This window comes from Bradyrhizobium genosp. SA-4 str. CB756 (genome assembly GCF_000473125.1).
In the GTDB taxonomy this organism is placed as follows: domain Bacteria; phylum Pseudomonadota; class Alphaproteobacteria; order Rhizobiales; family Xanthobacteraceae; genus Bradyrhizobium; species Bradyrhizobium arachidis.
The window spans coordinates 8,047,466-8,072,982 of the sequence record NZ_KI421499.1; the positions used below are offsets into that span (position 1 = coordinate 8,047,466).

Annotated in this window: 27 protein-coding genes; 13 read left to right on the forward strand and 14 right to left on the reverse strand. The window is 65.4% G+C overall.

Annotation, left to right across the window (positions count from 1 at the left end):
• Positions 1 to 6: 6 nt before the first annotated feature.
• The 4 genes from BRAGE_RS0138940 to BRAGE_RS0138955 all read right to left on the reverse strand — a co-directional run bounded on the left by BRAGE_RS0138940 (position 7) and on the right by BRAGE_RS0138955 (position 3,573).
• Entirely contained in the window at positions 7 to 1,530 is a 1,524-nt protein-coding gene (locus tag BRAGE_RS0138940) for a type II and III secretion system protein family protein (protein WP_027561657.1), read from the reverse strand.
• 13 nt (positions 1,531 to 1,543) lie between these two features.
• Positions 1,544 to 2,362 (reverse strand): Flp pilus assembly protein CpaB, encoded by an 819-nt coding sequence (gene cpaB, locus BRAGE_RS0138945; RefSeq protein ID WP_027561656.1) that lies wholly within the window; start codon positions 2,360 to 2,362, stop codon positions 1,544 to 1,546.
• Positions 2,363 to 2,674: 312 nt separating this feature from the next.
• The gene (locus BRAGE_RS0138950; protein WP_084334613.1) at positions 2,675 to 3,106 is read right to left on the reverse strand and encodes a BA14K family protein; all 432 of its coding nucleotides are present in this window, start codon (positions 3,104 to 3,106) and stop codon (positions 2,675 to 2,677) included.
• The gene (locus tag BRAGE_RS0138955; protein WP_231164173.1) at positions 3,103 to 3,573 is read right to left on the reverse strand and encodes a hypothetical protein; all 471 of its coding nucleotides are present in this window, start codon (positions 3,571 to 3,573) and stop codon (positions 3,103 to 3,105) included. The genes BRAGE_RS0138950 and BRAGE_RS0138955 overlap by 4 nt, the downstream gene beginning before the upstream one ends.
• Before the next feature lie 184 nt (positions 3,574 to 3,757).
• On the opposite strand from BRAGE_RS0138955, the gene BRAGE_RS0138960 reads away from it, so the two are divergent.
• Positions 3,758 to 4,756, forward strand: a complete 999-nt coding sequence (locus BRAGE_RS0138960) for a helix-turn-helix transcriptional regulator (protein WP_231164172.1) — start codon at positions 3,758 to 3,760, stop codon at positions 4,754 to 4,756.
• A 24-nt stretch (positions 4,757 to 4,780) separates the two neighbouring features.
• On the opposite strand, the gene gshB is transcribed toward BRAGE_RS0138960, so the two are convergent.
• From gshB to rsmI, 3 genes are read right to left on the reverse strand one after another with little or no spacing between them, the layout of a single operon-like run.
• Entirely contained in the window at positions 4,781 to 5,725 is a 945-nt protein-coding gene (gene gshB, locus BRAGE_RS0138965) for a glutathione synthase (RefSeq protein ID WP_027561652.1), read from the reverse strand.
• Positions 5,726 to 5,735: 10 nt separating this feature from the next.
• Positions 5,736 to 6,137 (reverse strand): YraN family protein, encoded by a 402-nt coding sequence (locus tag BRAGE_RS0138970; protein ID WP_027561651.1) that lies wholly within the window; start codon positions 6,135 to 6,137, stop codon positions 5,736 to 5,738.
• The gene (rsmI, locus tag BRAGE_RS0138975) at positions 6,124 to 7,074 is read right to left on the reverse strand and encodes a 16S rRNA (cytidine(1402)-2'-O)-methyltransferase (RefSeq protein WP_027561650.1); all 951 of its coding nucleotides are present in this window, start codon (positions 7,072 to 7,074) and stop codon (positions 6,124 to 6,126) included. Before rsmI ends, BRAGE_RS0138970 begins: the two co-directional genes overlap by 14 nt.
• A gap of 352 nt (positions 7,075 to 7,426) precedes the next feature.
• Here rsmI and BRAGE_RS0138980 point away from each other — a divergent pair, with 352 nt between their 5' ends.
• Positions 7,427 to 8,662 (forward strand): penicillin-binding protein activator, encoded by a 1,236-nt coding sequence (locus BRAGE_RS0138980; RefSeq protein ID WP_027561649.1) that lies wholly within the window; start codon positions 7,427 to 7,429, stop codon positions 8,660 to 8,662.
• Between the two features lie 118 nt (positions 8,663 to 8,780).
• Here the strand turns inward: BRAGE_RS0138980 and hemW are convergent, their stop codons facing one another.
• The 3 genes from hemW to rph are packed head-to-tail and all read right to left on the reverse strand — an operon-like array spanning position 8,781 to position 11,341.
• The gene (gene hemW / locus BRAGE_RS0138985) at positions 8,781 to 9,965 is read right to left on the reverse strand and encodes a radical SAM family heme chaperone HemW (RefSeq protein ID WP_051378281.1); all 1,185 of its coding nucleotides are present in this window, start codon (positions 9,963 to 9,965) and stop codon (positions 8,781 to 8,783) included.
• A gap of 16 nt (positions 9,966 to 9,981) precedes the next feature.
• Positions 9,982 to 10,617: an RdgB/HAM1 family non-canonical purine NTP pyrophosphatase gene (gene rdgB, locus BRAGE_RS0138990; RefSeq protein WP_027561647.1), complete on the reverse strand. Its 636-nt coding sequence runs from the start codon at positions 10,615 to 10,617 to the stop codon at positions 9,982 to 9,984.
• A 10-nt stretch (positions 10,618 to 10,627) separates the two neighbouring features.
• The gene (gene rph, locus BRAGE_RS0138995; protein ID WP_027561646.1) at positions 10,628 to 11,341 is read right to left on the reverse strand and encodes a ribonuclease PH; all 714 of its coding nucleotides are present in this window, start codon (positions 11,339 to 11,341) and stop codon (positions 10,628 to 10,630) included.
• Between the two features lie 169 nt (positions 11,342 to 11,510).
• Between rph and hrcA the strand changes: the two genes are divergently transcribed.
• Positions 11,511 to 12,599, forward strand: coding sequence for a heat-inducible transcriptional repressor HrcA (gene hrcA, locus BRAGE_RS0139000; RefSeq protein ID WP_027561645.1), 1,089 nt, complete (start codon positions 11,511 to 11,513; stop codon positions 12,597 to 12,599).
• A 96-nt stretch (positions 12,600 to 12,695) separates the two neighbouring features.
• Positions 12,696 to 13,295, forward strand: coding sequence for a nucleotide exchange factor GrpE (gene grpE / locus BRAGE_RS0139005; RefSeq protein WP_027561644.1), 600 nt, complete (start codon positions 12,696 to 12,698; stop codon positions 13,293 to 13,295).
• A gap of 59 nt (positions 13,296 to 13,354) precedes the next feature.
• On the opposite strand, the gene pncA is transcribed toward grpE, so the two are convergent.
• Together pncA and BRAGE_RS0139015 are read right to left on the reverse strand one after the other, a co-directional pair.
• Positions 13,355 to 14,077, reverse strand: a complete 723-nt coding sequence (gene pncA, locus BRAGE_RS0139010) for a bifunctional nicotinamidase/pyrazinamidase (protein WP_027561643.1) — start codon at positions 14,075 to 14,077, stop codon at positions 13,355 to 13,357.
• A 274-nt stretch (positions 14,078 to 14,351) separates the two neighbouring features.
• The gene (locus BRAGE_RS0139015; RefSeq protein WP_027561642.1) at positions 14,352 to 15,293 is read right to left on the reverse strand and encodes a hypothetical protein; all 942 of its coding nucleotides are present in this window, start codon (positions 15,291 to 15,293) and stop codon (positions 14,352 to 14,354) included.
• Positions 15,294 to 15,690: 397 nt separating this feature from the next.
• Here BRAGE_RS0139015 and dnaK point away from each other — a divergent pair, with 397 nt between their 5' ends.
• The 8 genes from dnaK (at position 15,691) to BRAGE_RS0139055 (ending at position 22,992) form a co-directional block, all read left to right on the forward strand.
• Positions 15,691 to 17,592, forward strand: coding sequence for a molecular chaperone DnaK (gene dnaK / locus BRAGE_RS0139020; RefSeq protein WP_025033017.1), 1,902 nt, complete (start codon positions 15,691 to 15,693; stop codon positions 17,590 to 17,592).
• Between the two features lie 244 nt (positions 17,593 to 17,836).
• On the forward strand, positions 17,837 to 18,967 hold the full coding sequence (gene dnaJ / locus BRAGE_RS0139025; RefSeq protein WP_027561641.1) for a molecular chaperone DnaJ: 1,131 nt from the start codon (positions 17,837 to 17,839) through the stop codon (positions 18,965 to 18,967).
• An 88-nt stretch (positions 18,968 to 19,055) separates the two neighbouring features.
• Complete coding sequence (locus BRAGE_RS0139030; RefSeq protein WP_027561640.1) at positions 19,056 to 19,655, forward strand: class I SAM-dependent methyltransferase; 600 nt, start codon at positions 19,056 to 19,058, stop codon at positions 19,653 to 19,655.
• A 57-nt stretch (positions 19,656 to 19,712) separates the two neighbouring features.
• On the forward strand, positions 19,713 to 20,291 hold the full coding sequence (locus BRAGE_RS0139035) for an NADPH-dependent FMN reductase (protein ID WP_027561639.1): 579 nt from the start codon (positions 19,713 to 19,715) through the stop codon (positions 20,289 to 20,291).
• 6 nt (positions 20,292 to 20,297) lie between these two features.
• Positions 20,298 to 21,008, forward strand: coding sequence for an orotidine-5'-phosphate decarboxylase (gene pyrF, locus BRAGE_RS0139040; RefSeq protein ID WP_027561638.1), 711 nt, complete (start codon positions 20,298 to 20,300; stop codon positions 21,006 to 21,008).
• 22 nt (positions 21,009 to 21,030) lie between these two features.
• Positions 21,031 to 21,342, forward strand: coding sequence for a DUF1330 domain-containing protein (locus BRAGE_RS0139045; RefSeq protein WP_027561637.1), 312 nt, complete (start codon positions 21,031 to 21,033; stop codon positions 21,340 to 21,342).
• A gap of 182 nt (positions 21,343 to 21,524) precedes the next feature.
• Complete coding sequence (gene dapB / locus BRAGE_RS0139050) at positions 21,525 to 22,343, forward strand: 4-hydroxy-tetrahydrodipicolinate reductase (protein WP_027561636.1); 819 nt, start codon at positions 21,525 to 21,527, stop codon at positions 22,341 to 22,343.
• Between the two features lie 25 nt (positions 22,344 to 22,368).
• Positions 22,369 to 22,992, forward strand: coding sequence for a 2,3-bisphosphoglycerate-dependent phosphoglycerate mutase (locus BRAGE_RS0139055; protein ID WP_027561635.1), 624 nt, complete (start codon positions 22,369 to 22,371; stop codon positions 22,990 to 22,992).
• 136 nt (positions 22,993 to 23,128) lie between these two features.
• On the opposite strand, the gene BRAGE_RS0139060 is transcribed toward BRAGE_RS0139055, so the two are convergent.
• Positions 23,129 to 24,025, reverse strand: coding sequence for a methylated-DNA--[protein]-cysteine S-methyltransferase (locus BRAGE_RS0139060; protein ID WP_027561634.1), 897 nt, complete (start codon positions 24,023 to 24,025; stop codon positions 23,129 to 23,131).
• 54 nt (positions 24,026 to 24,079) lie between these two features.
• The gene (locus BRAGE_RS0139065) at positions 24,080 to 24,613 is read right to left on the reverse strand and encodes a DUF2244 domain-containing protein (RefSeq protein WP_027561633.1); all 534 of its coding nucleotides are present in this window, start codon (positions 24,611 to 24,613) and stop codon (positions 24,080 to 24,082) included.
• 22 nt (positions 24,614 to 24,635) lie between these two features.
• On the opposite strand from BRAGE_RS0139065, the gene nth reads away from it, so the two are divergent.
• Positions 24,636 to 25,424: an endonuclease III gene (nth, locus tag BRAGE_RS0139070; protein WP_027561632.1), complete on the forward strand. Its 789-nt coding sequence runs from the start codon at positions 24,636 to 24,638 to the stop codon at positions 25,422 to 25,424.
• Positions 25,425 to 25,517: the final 93 nt, after the last annotated feature.

A 25,517-nucleotide genomic window follows, 5' to 3' on the forward strand; every position in this document is an offset into this window, starting at 1 on the left:
TCGGTCTCAGTCGATGATGAAGCCGAAATCGCCGCGGAAGCCGTCGATCGGATCGACGCGGCGGCCCGCGATGCCATAGAGGCGGTTCATGCGGCCGAGCAGCGCGGTCTGCGCATCCGAGGCCGGTGCAAAGCCGTCATCGGGCCGCGACAATTCTTTCTGGGCGACCGCGCGCACCACGTAGGGCGTCACGATCACCATCAGCTCGGTCTCGTTGTTGACGAAGTCCTGGCTGCGGAACAGCGCGCCGAGGATCGGCACCTGGTCGATTCCGGGCAGGCCGTTGATCGCCTGCTTGGTCTGCTGCTGGATCAGGCCGGCCATCGCCATCGAGCCGCCCGAGGGAATTTCCAGCGTGGTCTCGGCGCGGCGGGTCTGGATCGAGGGGATGGTGATCGAGTTGTTCACGGACGACGACACCGCCTGCGTCACGGTGATCGCCTGCTGGTTCGACAGCTCCGAGACCTCGGTCATGACCCGCAGGCTGATGCGGCCTTCGCTGAGCACGACCGGCGTGAAGTTCAGCGAGATGCCGAACTTCTTGTAGGAGATCTGGGTGGTACAGACGTGGGTGATGGGATCGCAGGAATAACCTGCCGGAATCGGGAATTCGCCGCCCGCGATGAAGGTCGCGGATTCGCCCGAGATCGCCGTCAGGCTCGGTTCGGCCAAGGTGCGCATCACGCCGGCGGTTTCCATCGCGCGCATGGTGGCACTGACGGTGGCCACGCCCTTGGCCATGCCGGCGACGCCGAGCCCGTTGGTGCCGACCAGCGGGCCGCCGGAGACCGTGAACGGGTTCGTATTGTTGAAATTCACCACCGCAGTGCCGGCGTTCAGGCTGGCGCTGAGATCGACGCCGAGCTGCTTGACGATGTCGCGCCTGACTTCGCCGACGACGACCTTGAGCATCACCTGGTCGCGGCCGCGCACGACGATGTTGTTGACGACCTTGTCCGAGCCGCCGACGAGCTTTGCGGCGACGTCACCGGCCTGCTGGGCCTCGACCGGGCTCGACACCGAGCCGGTCAGCATCACGCTGTCGCCGACGCCTTCGATCTGCACGCCCGGCAGCGACTGGCGCAGCGCCGCGCGCATGCCGTTGAGATCGCGCTTCACCGCAATGTCGTAGGCGGCGACCTGCTGGCCGTCGGCGGTGAAGAACACGACATTGGTCTGGCCGACCTGGCCGCCGATGATGTAGGCGCGCTGGGCCGAGCGGATCACCGCGTTGGCGATCTTGGGATCGGCCACCAGCACGTCCTTGACCTCGCGCGGCAGGTCGATGACGACGGATTTGCCCACGCCAAGCGAGAGGAACCGCGTGCGGGCCGATGCAATGGTCGAAACCGGCGATATGCTGAGATCCGGCGGCGCCTGCATCGGCGCCTGGTCGCCGACCGGCGCATCCGCGGCGGTGACGAAATCGGGGGCTGCGACCAGCCCCAGCATCAGCATTGCCCCTGCTAAGGACGAGCGCGCGCGCTTCCCCCGAAGGCGCAGGCCCATCCGATCTTCCCCGTAGTTCATGCTATCCCCATCATCACTTCTGTGACGTCAGCTGCCGCGCCTGCACCCCGTAACGGATCACGTTCACACCGCCCGGACGCTTGACCGCCTCCTCAGGCGTGCCGTCGATGGCGTTGGCATCCACGATGCTGCGCAGCGCGAGCGTCAGCGTGCCGCCTTGGCGCGCGGCCGAGAGCGTGGCGACCTGGTCGGGCCTGAGCTCGAGCGTGACGGTCTTGCCGACGACGGCGTTCTGGCCGTCCTTTTCTTTCGGCGCCTGGTCGATCGCGAGCACGCGGATATTGGTCAGGATGACCTCGGACAGGATGAGGTCGTTGCCGCCGGTCGGGCCGTTGTTGTTGCCGCCGTCAGGATTCTTCAGGCGGCGGGTCAGCACGATGTCGACGCGGTCGTTCGGCAGGATGAATCCGCCGGCGCCGGTCTCGGCGGAAATCTCGGTGGAAACGGCGCGCATGCCCGACGGCAGGATCGCGGCCATGAAGCCGGAGCCCTCGGCCTTGACCAGCTTCTGCTCGCGGATCGGCTCGCCCTGCATCAGCGGCACGCGCGCGATCGAGCCGGTGAGCTGGGTCTGCGCCTCGGGCCTGTTGTCGCGACGGATGAAAGCGCTGCTTGCGGTCGCCGCCGGCCAGGCCTGCCATACCAGGTCCTCGGGCTTCACGGCCTGACCGAGCTGGATGTCGTTCTTGGCGACCAGAACCTCGATCGTCGGCAGCTTCTCGACGATTGGAAGGACGGGTGCGGCAGTATTCTGATAGCCGCTCGCCAGATACGCAGCGACGCCGCCGGCGCCCAGTGCGATGACGAGAACGACAATGCGTGCGGTGTTCATACGCTTCTACTCTTACGCGGGGCACTCGAACCGCACCTGGCGGGTTCCCCTGCGTCGATGAGTAGGGAGGAAAAGTATAAGGGGTGTTGCGAGGTCGAATGTGATCGCCGGTCACGCTGCTGGTTTTGGGCAGATGGTGAACGCCGCGTTATCCGGTCGGCCAGCGGCCCCGTAGTTTCACGCGGGGCCGCTCCTGCGTTCGCACGAGGCGCGAGGCGTCATGGTGAACGGGTGGTTAGTGGCGCTTGAGCTGATGCTGCGCCATGACGTGACAGGCGCCATCTCGCCCGCCGACGCCACCGCTCTCAAGATTCACTGGCAAGGATAGCGCCGGCCATCCTTTGCCGCGAACGTATTCGTCGCCGGATCGTATGAGCGATAACGTTGCGCGCAGGAGGTCGCGTGTTGCTGGGCGGCCGCCGCTTCCTGTTGCGCGGCGGCGCTGGCTGCACCGGCTGCGATCGCGCCGCCGATGAGGCCACCGACCAGTCCGCCCACACCGGCGCCGTTGTCATAGCACTGTCCGTAACGGCACCAGACCTGCTCGGTCATTTCAGGCGCCGTGGCAGCAAGGCCCGGATTGGTCTGTAACGGCGCCGACATCGCGGAGGTCGACAACAGCGCGACGCCGACGGCGGCCATCAGGACGATTTTTGACATGTGATCGTTTCGCATCGAATTTCCTGCTTCATTGCTGTGGGTGCAGGGCACCTGCCACCCGCTTCCCTTGAACGCGGCGTTCACTGGCCGGCTGCATCCACCACACGGCACAAGTTGCTGCTGATGCCCGGAGCGACCTGTCCCGGCGGCATGATGAAGACCGCATCGACGCGGCTGCCTTTGACGTCCTTGCGCACGACGACGCGCAGCGTCTGCGGCCGCCCGGATCCGGTCGTCTCCTGCTGAGTGGTCAGCGTGCCAAGCGCCTTGTCGACGTTCACGTCGACGAAGCCTTCCGCCATGACGGCACGGGAGACCCTGTCGAGGGCAACGGCGGGATTGACCGATGGGAAGATCATCCAGACCTTGTGGGTCGTGCCCGTGACCAGCGGAACACCGCTCATCTGATAGTGGTCTGCGCAGCTGTCGGCCCGCGCCGGCATTGACGAAACAGCCATCAGCGCGACCGCGCAAAATGTTCTCGTAAGCATGTTTTCATAACCTGTTTGAGGCAGTCGGGGGGACTTAGGCCAGCCGCGCCGCAAGTCCATGGTCGCCGTCGCATTCGGGATGGAGGCGTTCGGATTCTGGCCTGCGTGCCGCGGTACAATTGCGCGATCTGGATGTTTCGTGCGGCAATTGGATATCGAGCGCGGCCGCTCGGCCCGCGTTCACTGGAATTGTGCTAGCGTGGTGCTGCGGTCTCTCGCGGACGCCCTGAACGATGGATATCGCATGCTCGAAGACATAATCGCTGCGCCTCTTGCCCGATCAGGATCGTCGTTTCAGGAGCTGCTCGAAATACTTCGGCCTCATGGGATCAACGCTCATTCCGCGCCGAAGCCCGACGGATCATTTCGTTGGCATGCGGATGTTGCAGTCGGCGCCGGCATGGACGTGGTGCGGGCGGAGCTGTCCGCAGGCTGGGACTGGCGCTATTCATACGGCAAATCGTCGGGTGAGCTCGCCATCAGCCTGCTGAACGCCGGCAAAGCCGAATTGCTCATCGCAGGAAAGAGCGTACAGCGAACGTCCACTGACGTGGCCATCGTGTCGCTTCCGAACCTGCAGGAGCAGAGCGTCGAAGCGGTGGATGGAAGATATTCGAGTGTCACGCTGACATTGCACACGGATGTGGTGACCAAGGCTCTGTCTGCGACGTTCGGAAGCGCGGCCCTGGACGATCTCGATCTGACGCCGAAGCTCGATTTGTCGACCAGTGCCGGGCAGATCCTGTTTCAGCTCATTCGTGCCAGTACGGCCGGCCTGCGTGACGGGATTCTTGCACGCTCGCCGAAAGCCAGTGCTCTGCTCTCGGAAGCCGCGATGCAGTTGATCCTAGAAAATGTTCCGCATCGGCTGACCGACCGCCTGAACCGCCATCCCATGGATGCGCCGCCTCGCCACGTCAGGCGGGCCGTCGAGTACATGCGGGCCAACCTGCATCTGCCGCTGACGATCGCCGATATTTCCGGGAATGTCGGGATCAGCAGCCGGTTGCTGCAATCGGGATTTCGCCGAATCCACGGCACGACGCCGGTCGCCTATCTGCGCAGAATTCGACTCGAAGCGATCCACGACGAGCTGTCGCGACCGGAGAATCTGCTTCCGGTCAGTGAAGTCGCGCTGAAGTGGGGCTTTACCCACATGGGCCGGTTTGCGGCGTCATACCGAGCGGCCTTTGGATTGTATCCGTCCGACACAGCCCGGCGCGCTCGGGGATTTTGCGGCTGAAGGAGGCGACGCAAGGCTCCGAAGCTACTTCTTTCGCTTCTGCTCGATCGCGTCCCAGATCTTCGCCGCGACATCAGGGCCGCCGAGCCGCGCGATGGCGCGGATGCCCGTGGGCGAGGTCACGTTGATCTCGGTGAGATTGCCGTTGATGACGTCGATGCCGACGAACAGCAGGCCGCGCTCGCGCAGCGCCGGACCGATCGTCGCGCAGATCTCGCGCTCGCGCGGCGTGAGCTCGGTCTCCTTGGCCGCGCCGCCGCGCACCATGTTGGAGCGGAGGTCGTCGGTGGCCGGCACGCGGTTCACCGCGCCGGCGAACTCGCCATTGACGAGGATGATGCGCTTGTCGCCGTGCTTCACCTCGGGAATGAATTGCTGGATCACCCAGGGCTCCTTGAAGGTGACCGAGAACATGTCGAACAGCGAGCCGAAATTCATGTCCTGCGGCATCACGCGGAACACCGCCGCGCCGCCATGGCCGTGCAGCGGCTTCATCACGACGGCCCCGTGCTTGTCGCGGAACGCGTTGATCTCGTCCAGGTCGCGCGAGATCAGGGTCGGCGGCATCAGCTGCGGGAAGTTCATCACGAACAGCTTTTCCGGCGCGTTGCGCACGGAGGCGGGGTCGTTGACCACCAGCGTCTTCGGATGGATGCGCTCGAGGAAATGCGTCGAGGTGATGTAGGCGAGGTCGAACGGCGGATCCTGGCGCAGCAGCACCACGTCAAAGCCGTTCAGCGCCTCGCGCCTTGGCTCGCCGAGGGTGAAATGGTCGCCGGGCTCGTCGCGCACGGTCAGCAGCTGGACCGGAGCCACGATCTCGTCGCCGACCATCGAGAGCTTGTCGGGGGTGTAATAGGACAGGCCATGGCCGCGCTTCTGCGCCTCCAGCAGCAGCGCGAAGGTCGAATCGCCCTTGATGTTGATGCGGGCGATGGGGTCCATCTGGACGGCGACGTTGAGTTTCATGGTCTGCCTTTCAGGTCGAGGCGTCGAATGCCGCCAACACATGGCGCGGAAGTGAGCGCGGCGCAATCAGCATGGCGTCGAATCGCAATTCGAATTCGGCATGCTCGGGATGCGCCACGAGCCAGCCTTGCGCGGCGTCGATGATGCGCTGCTGCTGGCGCGGGGTCACCGCATAAGCGGCGTCATCGAGGCTGGCGCGGGCCTTGACCTCGATGAAGGCGATCAAATTGCGGCGGCGCGCCACGAGATCGATCTCGCCATGCGCCGTGCGGTAGCGCTTTGCCAGGATGCGGTAGCCCTTGGCCATGAGATAGGCGGCGGCGCGGCTTTCGGCCGAGATGCCGGTGCGGAACGCGGCGACGCGCTCGGGCGAGGCGACTTTCGGTTCCGCGTCGCCCCTAGTCTTCGCCATCGCCGCCCCGCAGGTCCTTGGCGAGCTCGAGCGCGCGGGCATAAACCTCGCGGCGCGGCCGGCCCGAGAGCGCAACCGCATGCGCAACGGCATCCTTGACGCTGTGCGCGGCCAGCTGCTCGCGCAGGAGATCGTCCAGCGCATCCGATGTCAGCACCTCGGCGTCGGCCGCCGGCGGAGCGATCACCAGCACGAACTCGCCGCGCGTCTCCAGCCCAGCGGCGTCACGCGCCAGCTCGGCTAGCGTTGCGCGCGAAATCTCCTCGTGCAGCTTGGTCAGCTCGCGGCAGATCGCGGCCTCGCGGCTGCCCATGATCTCGGCGAGCTCGGCCAGCGTATCCTGCACGCGATTGCCGGATTCGAACATCACCAGGGTCGCATCGATGCGGGCGAGCTCGGCCAGGCGCGATTTTCGCGCCGCTGATTTGGCCGGCAAGAAACCCTCGAAGAAGAAACGATCGGTCGGCAGCGCGGCGACCGACAGCGCGGCCAGCACCGAGGACGGGCCGGGCAGCGCATAGACCGCATGGCCGGCGGCGCAGACCTCGCGCACCAGCTTGAAGCCGGGGTCGGAGATCAGCGGCGTGCCGGCGTCCGACACCAGCGCGACCGAGCCGCCCGCGGCAAGCGCCTCCAGGATCTTTGGGCGCGCGGCCTCGGCGTTGTGCTCGTGATATTGCTTGAGCTGGGCGGAGATATCGTAGCGCTCGGTCAGGCGGCGCGTAATGCGGGTGTCCTCGCAGGCGATGACGTCGACGCCGGCGAGGGTCTGAAGCGCGCGCAGCGTGATGTCGCCAAGATTGCCGATGGGGGTTGCGACCAGATACAGGCCCGGCGCCGCCTTCGGGGCCGGGAGCCGATGGGCGTCGATGGAGAAACCGCGTGGAGCGGCGTCTGGGCCTTCAGGCGTATTTATCGGGGCCGGCTTTGCGCGCATAATGAATCGAACTTAGGCATGATCCCCGGGGCTGGGAACCGGTCCTCCGAAAAAGATCGCGGCCAAACCCAAGATACGACGGGGTGGGGGCGGGAAAGGACGGGAATGTGATCCACCGGGTCACATGCGAGAGGGTATGAAGCGTCAACGTCATATTCGCGGCGGAAACGCCGCCTTGATGCTGTCGAGGGGTCGGCGGACAGCCAGGACCTACGGGTGCGGCCGTGTTAAGCGGTCATTATCCTTTTGTTTTGGTTAACTATTTGCCGACAATATGCCTGAATCCGCGGCTTCTGTCGCGGCAATGAATGTTGTGACCGGCTGGCGATCGCTGGTCAGAAGAGAAGCTGCAATGCTGGGCCCGCGTGATCCGAAATCTCCCGTTGAGGGGCCCCGAATGTCCGGGGCGACCCGGCGGGGTGCGCTCGGCCTGTTGCTCGGCGCCCCCCTGCTCTCGGCCTGCGCCGGCGTGCAGCAAAGCCTCAGCCAGTTCTCAAATCCCTTCAGCAGCTCCTCTCCGCCGCCGGCCCAGCCGGCCGGACCGCCGCAACAGGCGACCACCGCTGGCACCGGCGGGGTCAAGGTAGCCGTGATCCTGCCGCTCTCGGCCGCCGGCAATGCCGGCCTTGCCGCTCAGTCGATGCGCAATGCCGCCGAGATGGCGCTGGCGGAGTTCCAGAACCCGAACATCCAGCTGCTGATCAAGGACGACAATGGCACCCCGCAGGGCGCGCAGGCCGGCGCGCAGCAGGCGGTCGAGGAAGGTGCCGAGATCATTTTGGGGCCGCTGTTCGCGCAGTCGGTGCCGGCGGTGGCGCAGGTCGCGCGCACGCGCAACATCTCGGTGATCGCGTTCTCGACCGATTCCAGCATCGCCGGCCGCGGTGTGTATCTGCTGAGCTTCCTCCCCGAGTCCGACGTCAACCGCATCATTGAATACTCCGCCAGCATCGGGAAGCGCTCGGTCGCCGTACTCGTGCCCGACAATGCCTATGGCAATGTCGTCGAGGCCGCGGTGAAGGCGGCGGTGCCGCGGCGCGGCGGACGCGTCGTCGCATTCGAAAGATATGGTGCGGATCGCGCCACGCCGGCGCGCACGGTCGCACAGCAGCTCGGCAGCGCCGATGCGCTGTTCATTGCCGATGACGGCGATGCCGTCGTCGCGGTGGCCGATGCGATGACCGCGGCCGGCGCGAATTTGCGCAACATCCAGCTGCTCGGCACCGGCCTGTGGGACAATCCGCGCGTCTATGCCAGCCAAAACTTGCAAGGTGGCCTCTACGCTGCGCCGGATCCGGCCGGTTTTCGCGCGTTCTCCGGCCGCTATCGCACCAAATATGGCGCCGAGCCGATCCGCACCGCGACGCTGGCCTATGACGCCGTCGCCCTCGTCGCCGCGCTCGCGCGCACGCAGGGCACCACGCGCTTCTCGGCGGACGTGCTCACCAATCCCTCGGGCTTTGCCGGCATCGACGGCCTGTTCCGCTTCCGCGCGGATGGCACCAATGAGCGCGGACTTGCGGTGATGAAGGTGACGACTGGCGGCGGCGTGGCGGTTGCGGGCTCGCCGAAGAGCTTTGGGGCGTAGTTCAGGACGACGGTCCCGTAGGGTGGGCAAAGCGAAGCGTGCCCACGAATTTCACGTGATGTAGTGAGAGATGGTGGGCACAGCGCGAGTGCGCCTTTGCCCACCCTACGAGAGCTCGTTACGCCGCGAGATCCGCGACCACCGCATCCAGCACCGGGAATCCGCTGCTCGTCACGCGCAGGCGGCCCGTTGCATCGACCATGATCGCGCCCTCCTCGCGCAGCAGCGCGATGCGGCCGGCATCGAGCGGACGGCCGGAGAGCGCCTTGTACCGCGCGGGGTCAATGCCCTCGGCGAGGCGCAATCCCATCAGCAAAAATTCGTCGGCGCGTTCTTCGCTGTTGAGGAGATCGTCGGTGACGACGCCGTGGCCGTTGGTCTCGACCCGGAGCAGCCAGGCTTCGGGACGCTTCTCGGTGGCGGTGGCATGGCGCACGCCGTCGATATCGAGGCGGCCATGTGCGCCCGGGCCGATGCCGGCATATTCCTCGCCGCGCCAGTACACCAGATTGTGCCGGCACTCGGCGCCGCGGCGCGCGTGATTGGAGATCTCGTAGGCGGGCAGCCCCAGCTTGTCGCAGGTCTCCTGCGTCACGTCGTAGAGCGCGCGGGCGACCGCCTCGTCCGGCGTCTTCAACTTGCCGGCCTGGTGCAGGCCGAAGAACGGCGTGCCTTCCTCGATGGTGAGCTGATAGAGCGACAGATGCTCGGCGGCTTCATCGATGGCGTGCCGCAGCTCATCGGCCCACATCGCCGGCGTCTGGTCGGGGCGGGCGTAGATCAGGTCGAACGAATAGCGGTCGAACGAGCGGCGCGCGATGGCGACGGCATCGAGCGCCTCGCGTGCGCTGTGCAGGCGGCCGAGCGCCTTCAGCGAGGCATCGTCGAGCGCCTGCACGCCGAGCGAGACGCGGTTGACGCCGGCGGCGCGATAGCCGGCAAAGCGCGTGGCTTCGACGCTGGTCGGGTTCGCTTCCAGCGTGACCTCGACGTCGCTCGCGACGGTCCAGTGCTTGCCGATGGCGTCGAGCACGGCGCCGACGGTTGCGGGCTGCATCAATGACGGCGTGCCGCCGCCGAGGAAGATCGAGGTGACCTTGCGGCCGGGCGCGCGCTGCGCTGTCGTTGCGATCTCCCGCGCGAAGGCGGAGGCAAAGCGTGCCTCGTCGATCGCGGCATGGCGGACATGGCTGTTGAAGTCGCAATACGGGCACTTCGACAGGCAGAACGGCCAGTGCACGTAGACGCCAAAGGCTTCAGATTCTTGTTTTGACGCGTTTTCCTGGCGCGAACCGGTAACCACTTCGCTCGAAAACGCTCTATCGCGGCTCAAGGCAGATCTCCGCCAGTTTCACGAAGGCGCGGGCGCGGTGCGACAGGCCGAGGCCGAGCGGCGGCAGGCCGTGCTTCTCGATGCTGGTCATCTCGCCAAAGGTGCGGTCGTATCCGTCAGGCAGGAACATCGGATCGTAACCAAAACCGGCATTCCCGCGCGGCGGCCAGACCAGCGTGCCGTCGACGCGCGCCTCGACCTCTTCGAGATGATCGTCAGGCCACGCGACGCAGAGCGCAGAAACGAAATGCGCGGTGCGCTTCGCTGGCGTGGTTGCGCCACGTTCCTGGAGCAGGCGCTCGATCTGGGCCATCGCCGCGGCAAAGTCCTTGCTCGGTCCGGCCCAACGCGCGCTGTAGATGCCGGGCGCGCCGTCGAGCGTGTCGACCACGATGCCGGAATCATCGGCGAAAGAGGGAAGGTTGGTCGCCTTTGCCGCCGCGATCGCCTTGATCGCGGCATTGCTGCGGAAGTCGTTGCCGGTTTCCTCCGGCTCGCCCAAGCCGAGCTCACCGGCCGACACCGCCTCGATGCCGTAAGGCGCGAGCAATTCCTTCATCTCGGCGAGCTTGCCGGGATTATGGGTCGCGATGACGAGCTTTCCGGTGATTCGGCGGTGCATGGCTTATTGACTACGCCACGGCCAGTTTCTGCAAGTCCACCAGGCGCGCGATGCCTTTCTGCGCCAGGGCGATCAGCTTCAGGAACTCGTCCTGCGTGAACGGTTCGCGTTCCGCGGTGCCCTGCACCTCGATGATCCGGCCATCGCCGGTCATGACGAAATTGGCGTCGGTCTCGGCTTCGGAATCCTCGGCATAGTCGAGGTCGAGCACGGGCGTGCCGTTGTAGATGCCGCAGGAGATCGCGGCGACGTTGTCGCGCATGACGTTGGTCTTGATCATGTTGCGCGCCTTCATCCAGTTGATGCAATCGGCGAGCGCGACCCAGGCGCCGGTGATCGAGGCCGTGCGGGTGCCGCCGTCGGCCTGGAGCACGTCGCAATCGACCGTGATCTGGCGCTCGCCGAGCGCTTCGAGATCGACGATGGTGCGAAGCGAGCGGCCGATCAGGCGCTGGATCTCGACCGTGCGGCCGCTTTGTTTCCCGGCGGAGGCTTCGCGGCGGGTGCGTTCCGAGGTCGCGCGCGGCAGCATGCCGTATTCGGCGGTGACCCAGCCGCGGCCCTGGCCCTTCAGCCATGGCGGCAGCCGGTCTTCCAGAGTGGCCGTGACCAGCACATGGGTGTCGCCGAATTTCACGAGGCAGGAGCCTTCCGCATATTTGACCACGCCACGCTCCAGCGTCACGGGGCGCAATTCGTCGGGCGCACGGCGGCTTGGCCGCATGGAAAATCCTCCAAAAACTCACTGAAAAGGGCTGTTCGCGGTGCTTGTAGGTGGGGTGAGGGTGGGCGGCAAGGCCTTTTCGTCCCCTGATTCCAGGCCCGCAAACACCACGCTTGTCAGACGCATCGGGGATGGACAAATTATGAGCATCTGAGAGGAGTTACCGTCTGTGGCCCAACACGATCCGATCCATCTGATCGCGCCGCGCGCAGGCCTCGCCCAGCTCAACGAGCGTTCCCGCGACATCTTTCGTCAAATTGTCGAAAGCTATCTCGCGACCGGCGAGCCGGTCGGCTCGCGCAATATTTCGCGGCTGATCGCCCTGCCGCTGTCGCCGGCCTCGGTCCGCAACGTCATGGCCGATCTGGAACAGCTCGGCCTGATCTATGCTCCGCACACCTCCGCCGGCCGGCTGCCGACGGAACTCGGCCTGCGCTTCTTCGTCGACGCCCTGATGCAGGTCGGCGACCTCAACGAGGCCGAGCGGCAGTCGATCCAGAGCCAGCTTGCCAGCGTCGGCCAGGCGCAGTCGGTCGAGGCCGCGCTGGACCAGGCGTTGACGCGGCTGTCGGGCCTGACCCGCGCGGCCGCGGTGGTGCTGACGCCGAAATCCAATGCGCGGCTGAAGCATATCGAGTTCGTCCGCCTGGAACCCGAGAAGGCGCTGGTGATCCTGGTCGGCGAAGACGGCCAGGTCGAAAACCGCGTGCTGACGCTACCGCCCGGAGTTCCCTCCTCGGCGATCACCGAGGCCGGCAATTTCCTCAATGCGCGCATTCGCGGCCGCACGCTCGCCGAAGCGCGGCTCGAGCTCGAAACCGCGCTGGGCGAAGCCCGCGCCGAGCTCGATCAGCTGACGCAGAAGGTGATTTCCGCCGGGATCGCGAGCTGGTCCGGCGGCGAGAACGAGGATCGCCAGCTCATCGTCCGCGGCCACGCTAATCTGCTCGAGGATCTGCACGCGCTGGAGGATCTGGAGCGGGTTCGCCTGTTGTTCGACGATCTCGAGACCAAGCGCGGCGTGATCGACCTCTTGGGCCGCGCTGAGACCGCCGAGGGCGTGCGCATTTTCATCGGTTCGGAGAACAAGCTGTTTTCCTTGTCCGGCTCCTCGACGATCATCTCGCCGTATCGGGATGCCGCCGGTCATATCGTCGGCGTTTTGGGCGTGATCGGGCCGACGCGGCTGAATTATGCCCGCGTGATCCCGACCGTGGACTACGCCGCCCGCATCGTCAGCCGGCTCCTGGGGGGCTGACCGGCATTTGCGCCGATCACGGGCGCTTGATTTTCGCCCGCTTAGGCACGATATCCGGGCCAACAATCCCTGGAAACGAGTTCGAGATTTGAGCCGATGACCGATCGAGACCGGCAACCCGAAGACACGACCGCACCGACCGGCGAGCCCGTGGTGTCAAAACCCTACATCATGCCCGACGATCCCGAGCCGGGTTCGGTCGAAACCTTGCAGAAGGAAGCCGCCGAGGCGCGCGACCGCATGCTGCGGACGCTGGCCGAGATGGAGAACTTGCGCAAGCGCACCACCAAGGAGGTCGCCGACGCCCGCCTCTACGGCATCACCGGCTTTGCCCGCGACGTGCTCGACATCGCCGACAATCTCCAGCGCGCGCTCGATGCCGTTCCGGCCGAGGCGCGGGCCGCGGCCGATCCCGGCCTGATCTCCCTGATCGAGGGCGTCGAGCTCACCGAGCGCTCGCTGCTCAACGCGCTGGAAAAGCACGGCGTGAAGAAGTTCGACCCGCAGGGCCAGAAGTTCGATCCGAACTTCCAGCAGGCGATGTTCGAAGTACCCGATGCGTCGGTGCCGTCGGGCACCGTGGTGCAGGTCGTGCAGGCCGGCTACACCATCGGCGAGCGCGTGCTGCGCCCGGCCCTGGTCGGTGTCGCCAAGGGCGGCGCGAAGGCGGCGGCCAACAGCAACGAAGTGAACTGAGTTCGGGCGTCATTCCGGGTTCGGCTCTGCGAGCCGCCCCGGAACGACTGTGTGAGAGCCTACGCACTCACCGCGATATCCGCCGACTGGATCCGCTTCACCCCGGCCTTGGCCATATCGGCCCAGGCCTTGGCGAGCGAGCCCTGCGTGTCGATGCCGCGGCAGGCGTCTTCCACGACATAGACCTCGAAGCCAGCCTTGCGCGCGTCGAGCGCGGTCCAGGCGACGCAGAAATCCGTCGCCAATCCCGCAACGAAGACGCGCTTGATCTTGCGGCCCTTGAGATAACCGGCGAGGCCCGTGGAGGTCTTGCCGTCGGCTTCGAGGAACGCCGAATAGCTGTCGACGTCCTTGTGAAAGCCCTTGCGGATGATGAGCTCGGCGTGCGGGATCGCGAGGTCCTTCGACAGCGACGCGCCGTCGGTACCCTGCACGCAATGGTCGGGCCACAGCACCTGCTTGCCGTAGGGCAAATCGACGGTCTCGAACGGCTTCTTGCCGGAATGCACCGAGGCGAACGAGATGTGGCCGGGCGTGTGCCAGTCCTGCGTCATCACCACATTCGCAAAACCTTTCGCGATCTTGTTGATGACGGGCACCACCTGCTCGCCCTCCTTCACCGCGAGGCTGCCGCCGGGCAGGAAGCAGTTTTGCACGTCGATCACGAGCAGCGCCGAGGTGTCGTCCGGCTTGATCGATGCCGCTGCGAGGAGTGCGGTCGGAGTGAGGGCAGCAAGCGCCGTCGTTCCAAGCGCCGCCAGGATTTGTCGCCGATCCAGCATCGTTCGCCTCCCCTTGTGAGCCAATGGAGGCAAAGCCTAGTTCCGCGCGCGAGCGAACTGAAGCCCGAAAATGCAGCCGGCTTTGGTGAGGGGTTGGGCTTGCCGGCCCCAACATCGCTCGTCCCGGACAAGCGCGCCCTCAGGCGCGCGCCGATCCGGGATCCATAACCACAGGGAGATGTTTGGCGAAGACGCTTGGTACTGCGACCGATCACGATCGCCAGATCACGCGGTATGGGTCCCCGCCTTCGCGGGGACGACACCGAATGTGTTGCTACCCCTTTGGCTGAATCCCGTCGCGCACCGCGCGGAAGCGGGTGAAGGCGGCCTGCCACTGGTCGCGCGGGGCGCTGGCGATGATGCGCAGCGAGGCGCCGCCGGTCGAGAAGCGGATCCACTGCACCACGGTCACCGGGACCTTGTCCTTGCCGCTGACGCCGTCGATCCGGGTCTCAAAGCCCTGCTGGCCGTTGATGCGGATCGGCTCCGACATGGTGACGCGCGACTCGCGCACGCCGGGGATCTGGAGCGCCGCCTCCTGGGCGAAGCGGGCGCGGTCGTCGGCGGCTTGCGGGGTGGCGCCGATCAGGCCGAGGATCATGAACGGCTTCTGCTCATAGCCGGTGCTCTCGTTGCCGTCGGCGAGGATGATGCTGGAGCCCGGCGCCAGCGTGCGGATGTCCTTGAAGTCGGCCAGATCAGTGATCTTGAACGGCATCAGCGCGATCTGCTCTTCGGCCGAGACCTGCTTGCGGGTGGTGGCGCTGGCAAACATCTGCCGCACCGCCTCGTCGGTGTAGATCTTGGTCGCGTTCTCCGGAATCTGGACCGCGACATAGCCGGAGAAGCCGGCGCCCGGCACGATCATCGAATAGCGCTTCACCGGGGTGTCGCCCGCCTTGCCGCTTTCGGTGGTGAAATAGGCAAGACCCGCGGGGGTCTCGATCTTGTCCTGCTTGACGCCGCCAGTGCCAGCCGGATTGGAATTGAAGGCGCTGACGACCTCGCCATAGGCCGCCGGCGGCAGCTCGGTGATCAGCACCTTGACGCTGCCGTCCTCGCTCTCGAAGCCCGGAAAGGTTTTGGCCGTGTTCAGCCCGACCAACGGCACCATGCCGAGACGAAGTCCGGGCGGGTAAATGGCGTCGGCAGCAAGGGCCGGCAGCGCCGAGGCAACGAGGAGGGCGAGCGCAGCGAGGGGGCGGATCAGCTTCATGGGCACTCTGATTGGTTCACATTGAGGCCGTTCGATGGTCGGCGATCGGGCCCTTTGTCGCGCGAAGCAGCCCGGTGGCGAGGCTGTCCGGCCGGTCCGCCTTGTAGCGGGTTTGGCCTGCCGGTAACAGGGCGGGGCGGATCACGGTGGCGGGGGCTGGCGGACCGCCGGACCTGTTAATATTTCCTCACCCGCAAGGGCGGTTGAGCCCGGATATGTTCTTCCAAAACCCAATGTTTTCACGGCCGAAACTTGCGTTCGGTCCTTGCGGCCCCCTCCCCCCCTCCTATATGAGCCTCAATCATCGCAATATCGCGGATGTTTGATCTTAGGGGGTTTCGGTTCGGGTGCCTTCTGGGCCCAGCCAACCTGCCGCAAAAAGAAGGATATCAGGACCATGGGAAAGGTCATTGGGATCGACCTCGGCACCACGAACTCGTGCGTCGCCGTAATGGATGGCAAGAACGCCAAAGTCATCGAGAATTCCGAAGGCATGCGCACGACGCCTTCGATCGTCGCCGTCACGGACGACGGTGAGCGCCTCGTCGGCCAGCCTGCCAAGCGCCAGGCCGTTACCAATCCCGAGCGTACGTTCTTCGCAGTGAAGCGCCTGATCGGCCGCCGCTACGACGACCCGATGGTCGAGAAGGACAAGAAGCTCGTTCCGTACAAGATCGTGAAGGCTTCCAACGGCGACGCCTGGGTCGAGGCCGACGGCCAGACCTACTCGCCCTCACAGGTCTCGGCTTTCATCCTGCAGAAGATGAAGGAGACCGCGGAAGCCCATCTCGGCCAGAAGGTCGACCAGGCCGTCATCACCGTTCCTGCCTACTTCAACGACGCCCAGCGCCAGGCGACCAAGGACGCCGGCAAGATCGCGGGCCTTGAAGTGCTGCGCATCATCAACGAGCCGACCGCGGCCGCGCTCGCCTATGGCCTCGACAAGACCAAGGCCGGCACCATCGCCGTGTACGACCTCGGCGGCGGCACGTTTGATATCTCCATTCTCGAAATCGGCGACGGCGTGTTCGAGGTGAAGTCGACCAACGGCGACACCTTCCTCGGCGGCGAAGATTTCGACATGCGCCTCGTGGGTTATCTGGCCGACGAGTTCCAGAAGGAGCAGGGCATCAACCTGCGCAACGACAAGCTCGCGTTGCAGCGCCTGAAGGAAGCCGCTGAAAAGGCCAAGATCGAGCTGTCGTCGACGACGCAGACCGAGATCAACCTGCCCTTCATCACCGCGGACCAGACCGGCCCGAAGCATCTGACGATGAAGCTCACCCGCGCCAAGTTCGAGGCGCTGGTCGACGACCTCATCCAGAAGACCGTCGAGCCCTGCCGCAAGGCGCTGAAGGACGCCGGCGTCACCGCCGGTGAGATCGGCGAAGTCGTGCTGGTCGGCGGCATGTCGCGCATGCCGAAGGTCCAGGAAGTCGTGAAGCAGCTGTTCGGCAAGGAGCCGCACAAGGGCGTCAACCCGGACGAAGTCGTGGCGATCGGTGCCGCGATCCAGGCCGGCGTGCTCCAGGGCGACGTCAAGGACGTGCTGCTGCTCGACGTGACCCCGCTGTCGCTGGGCATCGAGACGCTGGGCGGCGTGTTCACCCGCATCATCGACCGCAACACCACGATCCCGACCAAGAAGAGCCAGGTGTTCTCGACCGCCGAGGACAATCAGAACGCGGTCACCATCCGCGTCTTCCAGGGCGAGCGTGAGATGGCGGCCGACAACAAGATGCTCGGCCAGTTCGATTTGATGGGCATTCCGCCGGCGCCGCGCGGCATGCCGCAGATCGAGGTGACCTTCGACATCGACGCCAACGGCATCGTCAACGTTTCGGCCAAGGACAAGGCCACGGGCAAGGAGCAGCAGATCCGCATCCAGGCCTCCGGTGGTCTGTCGGAAGCCGACATCGAGAAGATGGTCAAGGACGCCGAGGCCAATGCCGAGGCGGACAAGAAGCGCCGCGAGGCCGTCACTGCCAAGAACGAGGCGGATGGTCTCGTGCATTCGACCGAGAAGGCTCTGGCCGAACACGGTTCGAAGGTCGCCGAGAGCGAGCGCCGCGCCATCGAGGATGCCGTCAGCGACCTCAAGGAAGCGCTGAAGGGCGACGATGCCGAGGCGATCAAGGCCAAGACCCAGACGCTGGCCCAGGCTTCGATGAAGCTCGGCGAGGCCATGTACAAGCAGCAGGCCGAGGCCGACGCCAAGAAGGATGCGGCCAAGGACGACGTCGTCGACGCGGAGTTCACCGAGGTCGACGACGACAAGAACAACAAGAAGTCCGCCTGAACCCCGAGAGGGTGTGATGCGGACGGCTTGGACCCCACACGCTAAACTGGCCTCCCCCCTCAAGGGGGAGGCCGTCGTGTCGGGACGGGCGGGCGGGATGCCCGTTACGATCAATCAAATCCCAGCATCTATGCTCAACGCTGCCATGCAGCCCTCTGCCGCAAATCAGAAGGCTGCCTATATCGTCGCGTGGCGACGTTGTTTCGCTCCGACTTGACTCGCGATTGGATAGACCGAGCCTGCCATGTCCACCAAGCGCTGCTATTACGAAACCCTCGAAGTCGAACGCACCGCTGACGATTCCGTCTTGAAATCGTCCTTTCGCAAGCTTGCGATGAAATTCCACCCGGATCGCAATCCCGGTGACGACAGCAGCGAGGTCAAGTTCAAGGAAATCAACGAGGCCTACGAGGTCCTCAAGGACAAGGACAAGCGGGCCGCCTACGACCGCTTCGGCCATGCAGCTTTCGAGCAGGGCGGCGGCTTTGGCGGCGGCGCCGGTTTCGGCGCGGGCTTCGCCTCCTCCTTCTCCGACATCTTCGAAGACCTGTTCGGCATGGCCGGGCAGCGCGGCCGCGGCGGCCGCGAGCGCGGGGCGGACCTGCGCTACAACATGGAGATCACGCTCGAGGAAGCCTTCGGCGGCAAGACCGCGCAGATCGAGATTCCGGTCTCGGTGACCTGCGAGGCCTGCTCGGGCATCGGCGCCAAGGCCGGCACCAAGCCGAAGACCTGTTCGACCTGCGGCGGCGCCGGCCGTGTGCGGCAGTCGCAGGGCTTCTTCACGCTGGAGCGGACCTGTCACGGTTGCCAGGGCCGCGGCCAGATGATCGAGGACGCCTGCCCGTCCTGCGCGGGCCAGGGCCGGGTCACCCGCGAGCGTACGCTCTCGGTCAACATTCCCCAGGGCGTCGAGGACGGCACCAGGATCAGGCTCGCCGGCGAAGGCGAAGCCGGCGTCCGCGGCGGTCCGCCCGGCGACCTCTACATCTTCCTGTCGCTGGCGCTGCACCAGCTGTTCCAGCGCGATGGCGCCGACCTGCACTGCCGGGTCCCGATCTCGATGGTGACGGCCGCCTTGGGCGGCGAATTCGAGGTGCCGACCATCGAGGGCGGGAAAACCAAGGTGAAGGTGCCGGCCGGAACCCAGTCGGGCCGCCGATTCCGCATCGCATCAAAGGGCATGCCGGTGCTGCGCTCGCGCCAGACCGGCGACATGTACGTCCAGGTCGCGGTCGAGACCCCGCAGAATCTCACCAAGAAGCAGCAGGAATTGCTGGCCGAATTCGAGAAACTGTCCTCCGGCAATACCCAGCCGGAGTCGGTCGGCTTCTTCGCCAAGGTCAAGGATCTCTTCAGTAATCGGGCGAACTGACTCGTCTTGACCGTGCCGCCTTCGGCCTATACCTGTTTATGACCATTTTCTGACACGCCGCGGTCACGCGGTCCCGTCCGGTCCAGACATGCCCTTGCCATCGTCCGCGCGTGCGTTGAAGAAGCCTCGTCTCGACGACGAGGTGCGTTTTCTCAGGTCGTGGATCGAAAAACCGCTGCATATGGGCGCGGTGATGCCGTCGGGCAAGCTCCTGGCCCGGACCATGGCGCATTACGTCGATATCGATTCGGATGCCCCGGTGGTCGAGCTCGGGCCCGGCACCGGCGCCATCACCTCGGCTCTGGTCGAGCGCGGCGTCGACCAGAAGCGTCTCGTCCTCGTCGAATACAATCCCGGCTTCTGCGCGCTGCTGCGCGACCGTTACCCGCAAGCCAAGGTGGTGCAGGGCGATGCCTACCGCCTGCGCGACACGCTCTGGAACGTGCTGAGCGCGCCGGCGAGCGCCGTCGTCTCGGGCCTGCCGCTGGTGACAAAACCGATGCTGACGCGGCTGCGGCTGATCCGCGATGCCTTCACGGCGCTGGCGCCCGGCGCGCCCTTCGTCCAATTCACCTATGCAGTGGTCCCGCCGATCCCGAAATCGCTGCCCGGCGTGTCCACAGAGGCCTCGGAACGGATCTGGATGAACCTTCCGCCGGCCCGCGTCTGGGTGTATCGCAAAGACTAATTCCGCCGGCATTTCCCTTTGCGCGGCGGGCTCGTTTCGCCGCACGCATTGGATCGGATGCCCGCACCCAAAATCCTGGTCATTCCCGGCTCGCTGCGCACCGGCTCGCACAATGCGAAGCTGGCGGCGGTAGCCGCTTATGAATTCGCCCAGGCCGGCGTCGACGTCACCCGCATCTCGCTCGCCGATTTCCCGCTGCCGATCTACGACGGCGATCTCCAGGCCAAGTCAGGCATTCCTAAGCACGCCATCAATCTCAAGCGCATGATCGGCGCGCATCATGGCGTCTTGCTCGTCACGCCCGAATACAACGCCTCGGTGCCGCCGCTGCTGAAGAACGCGATCGACTGGGTCAGCCGCGTGCAGGAGCTGCAAGAGGCGCGCGGCGACGTGTTCCGCAACCGTCCCTTCGCGCTTGCCGGCGCATCGCAGAGCCGGTTAGGTGCCGCGCGCGCGCTCCAGGCGCTCAGGCTGATCCTGACCTCCTGCCACGCCAACGTGATTGCCAGCCAACTCACGCTCGCCTTTGCCGACCAGGCCTATGACGATATGGACAGGCTGAAGAACGAGGGCGATATCGCCGCGTTGAAGCAGCTGGTCGCGCAGTTGATCGACATTTCCCAACGCATGATGTGAGGTGACATGACGCCAGCCGAGATCGTCCCGAAAGACCGCCTGATCGTCGCGCTCGATCTGCCCAGCGTCGATGCCGCGGAGGCGATGATCGCTCGGCTCGGCGACAGCGTCAGCTTCTACAAGATCGGCTACCGCCTCGCTTATGCCGGCGGCCTGCCGCTCGTCGCCAAGCTTGCCGACAAGGGCAAGAAGGTCTTTCTCGATCTCAAGCTGCACGACATCGGCAACACCGTGACGCAGGGCGTCGAGAGCATCACGAAGCTGGGTGCGACCTTTCTCACCGTGCACGCCTACCCGCAGACCATGAAGGGCGCTGTCGAAGGCCGCGGCTCTTCGAAGCTGAAGATCCTCGCCGTCACGGTGCTGACCTCCTACAATGAGGACGATCTGCACGCGGCCGGCTACCGGCTCGGTGTCTCCGAGCTGGTCGAGGCGCGCGCGCAGCAGGCGCAGGTGCTCGGCGTCGACGGCCTCGTGTCCTCGCCCGAGGAAGTCGGCAGCCTTCGCAAGATCGTCGGTCACCAGATGCATCTCGTCACGCCCGGCATCCGCCCGGCGGGCTCGGCAACAGGTGACCAGAAGCGCATCATGACGCCCGGTCGCGCGATTGTCGCGGGCGCGGATTATCTCGTCGTCGGGCGGCCGGTGGTGGAAGCCGCCGATCCCAAGGCGGTTGCTGAAGCTATCCAGACCGAGATCGCGCAAGCGCTTGGCTAACGAACAAGCAAGGAGAAGAACAATGGCAAAGGGCTACTGGATCGGACGCGTCGACGTGAGCAATGACGAGGGCTACAAGCCCTATGCCGTCGCCAACGGTCCGATCTTCAAGAAATGGGGCGGCCGCTTCGCCGTCCGCGCCGGCAAGTTCACCACCGTCGAAGGCGCCAGCCGCACCCGCAACGTCGTGATCGAATTCCCCGACTACGAGACCGCGATCGCCTGCTACAACTCGCCGGAATACCAGGCCAACATCAAGGTGCGCCAGCCGCACTCGATCGCCGACCTCATCATCATCGAGGGCTATGACGGCCCGCAGCCGCAGGACGGCTGAGGCATGCTGCCATTCCGGGGCGCCCGAAGGGCGAACTCCGGTGCGCAATTGCGCACCTGAGAATCTCGAGATTCCGGGTTCGATGCTGCGCATCGCCCCGGAATGACGGACTGTGATCCCGATCCGCCTCGGTTGCCGGAACTGCATCCCCCCGCTACAACGGCCCGAGAGAGGATCACACCATGTCCGACATGCGCTTGATTGTTGCTGGAGCTGGCGGCCGGATGGGCCGGACGCTGACGCGGGTGATTGCCGAGAGCAAAGGCGCGGTGCTGGCGGGCGCCCTGGAGGCGCCGGGCTCGGAGCTGCTCGGCAAGGATGCCGGCGTGCTCGCAGGGCTCCCCGCCAACGGCATCAAGCTTTCCGCCGATCTCTGGGCGATGTCGAAGGAGGCCGACGGCATCCTCGATTTCACCGTGCCGGCGGCCACCATTGCCAATGTCGCGATCGCCGCCGAGCGCGGCCTCGTCCATGTCATCGGCACCACCGGGCTGTCGGGTTCCGACAACGCGGTGATCAAAAGCGTCACCAACCGCGCCGTCGTGGTGCAATCCGGCAATATGAGCCTCGGCGTCAATCTGCTCGCAGCGGTGGTCAAGCGCGTCGCCAAGGCGCTCGATGAGAGCTTTGACATCGAGATCGTCGAATCCCATCACCGCATGAAAGTCGATGCGCCCTCCGGGACTGCGCTGATGCTGGGCGAGGCGGCAGCGGCCGGTCGCGGCATCCCGCTCGACGCGGCGCATTCGGAACGTGGTCGCGACGGCATCACCGGCGCGCGCAAGCCGGGTGCGATCGGCTTCGCCTCCTTGCGCGGCGGCACCGTCGCCGGCGAGCACAGCGTGACCTTCCTCGGCCCGTTCGAGCGGCTCACGCTGTCGCATCTGGCCGAAGACCGCATGTTGTTCGCGCACGGCGCCCTCAAAGCGGCGCTGTGGGCGCATGGCAAGAAGCCGGGGCACTACTCCATGGCCGACGTGCTCGGTCTCGCCGACATCTGAACAAAGCAAGCAACGGAAACAGTCAATGAGCGAACGTCTTCTCGTGCTGGTACGGCATGGCCAGAGCGAATGGAATCTGAAAAACCTGTTCACCGGCTGGAAGGACCCTGACCTCACCGAGCTCGGCGTGAAGGAAGCCACCGAAGCCGGCCGCAAGCTGAAGGCGCAGGGTCTCGTGTTCGACGTCGCCTTCACCTCGGTGCTGACGCGCGCGCAGCATACGCTCGACCTCATCCTCGGCGAGCTCGGGCAAGAAGGTCTGCCGACCTCGAAGGACCTCGCGCTGAACGAGCGCGACTATGGCGATCTCTCCGGCCTCAACAAGGACGACGCGCGCAAGAAGTGGGGCGAAGATCAGGTGCTGATCTGGCGCCGCTCCTACGACGTGCCGCCGCCCGGCGGCGAAAGCCTGAAGGATACGCTCGCGCGCGCATTGCCTTATTATGTGCAGGAAATTCTGCCCGGCGTGCTCAACGGCAAGCGCACGCTGGTCGCCGCCCACGGCAACTCGCTGCGCGCGCTGATCATGGTGCTGGAAAAGCTCTCGCCCGAAGGCATTTTGAAGCGCGAGCTCGCGACAGGCGTGCCGATCATCTACCGGCTCAATGCCGATTCGACCGTGGCCTCGAAGCTGGATCTGGCAGGCTAGGCTTTTGCCGCAAGCCCGCTGCCGCAGGGTGGGCAAAGCGCAGCGTGCCCACGCAGCGTCAGCGATCTGAGAAAGATGGTGAGCACGGCGCGTTGCGCCTTTGCCCACCCTACGGCATCTTCGCCGGAACGACGATCTACTGCACTCCGAGCCGCCCGGCTTCCCAGCCCAGCATCGCCTGCTTGCGGGTGACGCCCCAGTGGTAGCCGGTGAGCTTGCCGCTCTTGCCGAGGGCGCGGTGGCAGGGCACGACGAAGGACACCGGGTTCTTGCCGACGGCCGCACCAACGGCACGCGAGGCCTTCGGGCTGTTGATGTTGCAGGCGATGTCCGAATACGACACCGCGCGCCCCATCGGGATCTTGAGCAGCGTCTCCCACACCCGCACCTCGAAATCGGTGCCGATCAGGACCACGCGCAGCGGCTGGTCCGGCCCCCACATCTTGGGGTCGAAGATGCGCTGGGCGAGCGGCGCGGTGCCTTCGTGATCTTCCACATAGCTCGCGTTCGGCCAGCGCCGCGTCATGTCCGCGAGTGCGATCTTCTCTTCGCCGTGATCCGCAAAGGCGAGGCCCGACAGGCCGCGATCGGTCGCGATCACGATCGCGGTGCCGAACGGCGAGGGATGGAAGCCGTAGCGCAGGGTGAGGCCCGCGCCGCCGTTCTTCCATTCACCCGGCGACATCGCTTCGTGGGTGACGAAGAGATCGTGCAGCCGGCCCGGTCCCGATAGCCCCGAGTCGAGCGCGGCGTCGAGGATGCTTGCGGAGTCCCGCAGCAGGCCCTTCGCATGGTCCAGGGTGAGCGCCTGCATGAAAGCCTTCGGGGTGATCGAGGCCCAGCGGCGGAACAGATGGTGCAGTTCATCCGGCGTGACGCCGGCGGCATCCGCCATCGCCTCGATGGTCGGCTGCGCGCGCCAGTTCTCCGAGATGAACGCGATCGCCCGGCGCACGGAATCATAGTCGCGCAGCGCGGCGTTCTGGGGGCCCGGCTTGGCCAGGCGCTGGTCATGTATGGCGAGTGTCATCATGACCGGAAATGTAGGAGGACGGAGGCCATGAAACCACCCGATTTCTGACTGCGTTCAGGTCACCGGATTGTAGGTCGGGCCGCGCTTGGCGGCGTTCAGCGCTTCGACCAAGCCTTTGTAGAAACTAGCTTTTTCATCCGGCCCCAGGAACCTTGCGATCTGGATCTGATGGCCGCGCGAGATCAGATAGAGATGCTCGATGCCAAAATCCTCGTCGACCTCCATGTCGAGGCGGACCCAGAGCGGATTGAAGGTCCATTCGGCGATCGCGCCCCGATGACTGACGCGCCGCACCCGCAGCTCCGACGGCGTGACCACGATCTCCTCGCTCGCCCGTGCGGTGCGGAAATTGACCTTGAAGGCCCACCAGACCACGAGCACGTCGAGGCCAAAGAAGCCCAGCACCGGCCAGGCGCCCTTCATCAGGAAGGCAAGGCCGGTCGCAAAACTGACGACGCTCAGGAACAGCATGACGGCGAGGAAGCCGGTGCGGTTCAGCGAGCGGTGCGGCGTCAGCAGCGCGGAGAAGATCTGCACCTCGCGCGGATCTTCAGAGCTCTTGCGCTCAATTTCGTTGCCTGTGCTCATCGTCCCTCAGTATATCCCGATCATGGCGAAAATCACCCGCAAGCCGGCCCCGCGCAAAGCCGCGGTGCCGAAGAAGAAGGCAAAGCCGGCCGTCGCGAAGCCCAAGGCCTCTTCTAAGAAAGGGGCCTCCGCCAAGACATCGGCGCCCGCCAAGAAATCGCTCAAAGCCACAAGGCCGTGGACGCCGGCCGAGATCCACGAGGTCTTCAGCCGTTTCCGCAAGGCCAATCCCGAGCCCAAGGGCGAGCTCGAGCACGTCAATCCGTTCACGTTGCTGGTCGCCGTGGTGCTGTCGGCGCAGGCGACCGATGCCGGGGTCAACAAGGCGACGCGGGCCTTGTTCGAGATCGCCGACACGCCGCAAAAGATGCTCGATCTCGGCGAAGAGCGCCTGCGCGAGTATATCAAGACCATCGGCCTCTATCGTACCAAGGCGAAGAACGTCATCGCGCTGTCGGCGAAGGTGCTCAGTGATTTCGGCGGCGAGGTGCCGCGCACGCGCGCCGAGATCGAATCGCTGCCCGGCGCCGGGCGCAAGACCGCCAATGTCGTGCTCAACATGGCGTTCGGCGAGCACACCATGGCGGTGGACACGCATGTCTTCCGCGTCGGCAACCGTACCGGGATAGCACCCGGCAAGACGCCGCTCGACGTCGAGCTGGGTCTCGAAAAGGTGATCCCGGCCGAGTTCATGCTGCATGCCCATCATTGGCTGATCCTGCACGGCCGTTATACTTGCCTCGCGCGCAAGCCGCGCTGCGAGGTGTGCCTGATCAACGATCTCTGCCGGTGGCCGGAGAAGACGGTGTAAGCTGGAGGCTCCCGTCATTCCGGGACGATGCGCAGCATCGAACCCGGAATCTCGAGATTCCGGGTCTGGTCCTTCGGACCATCCCGGAATGAC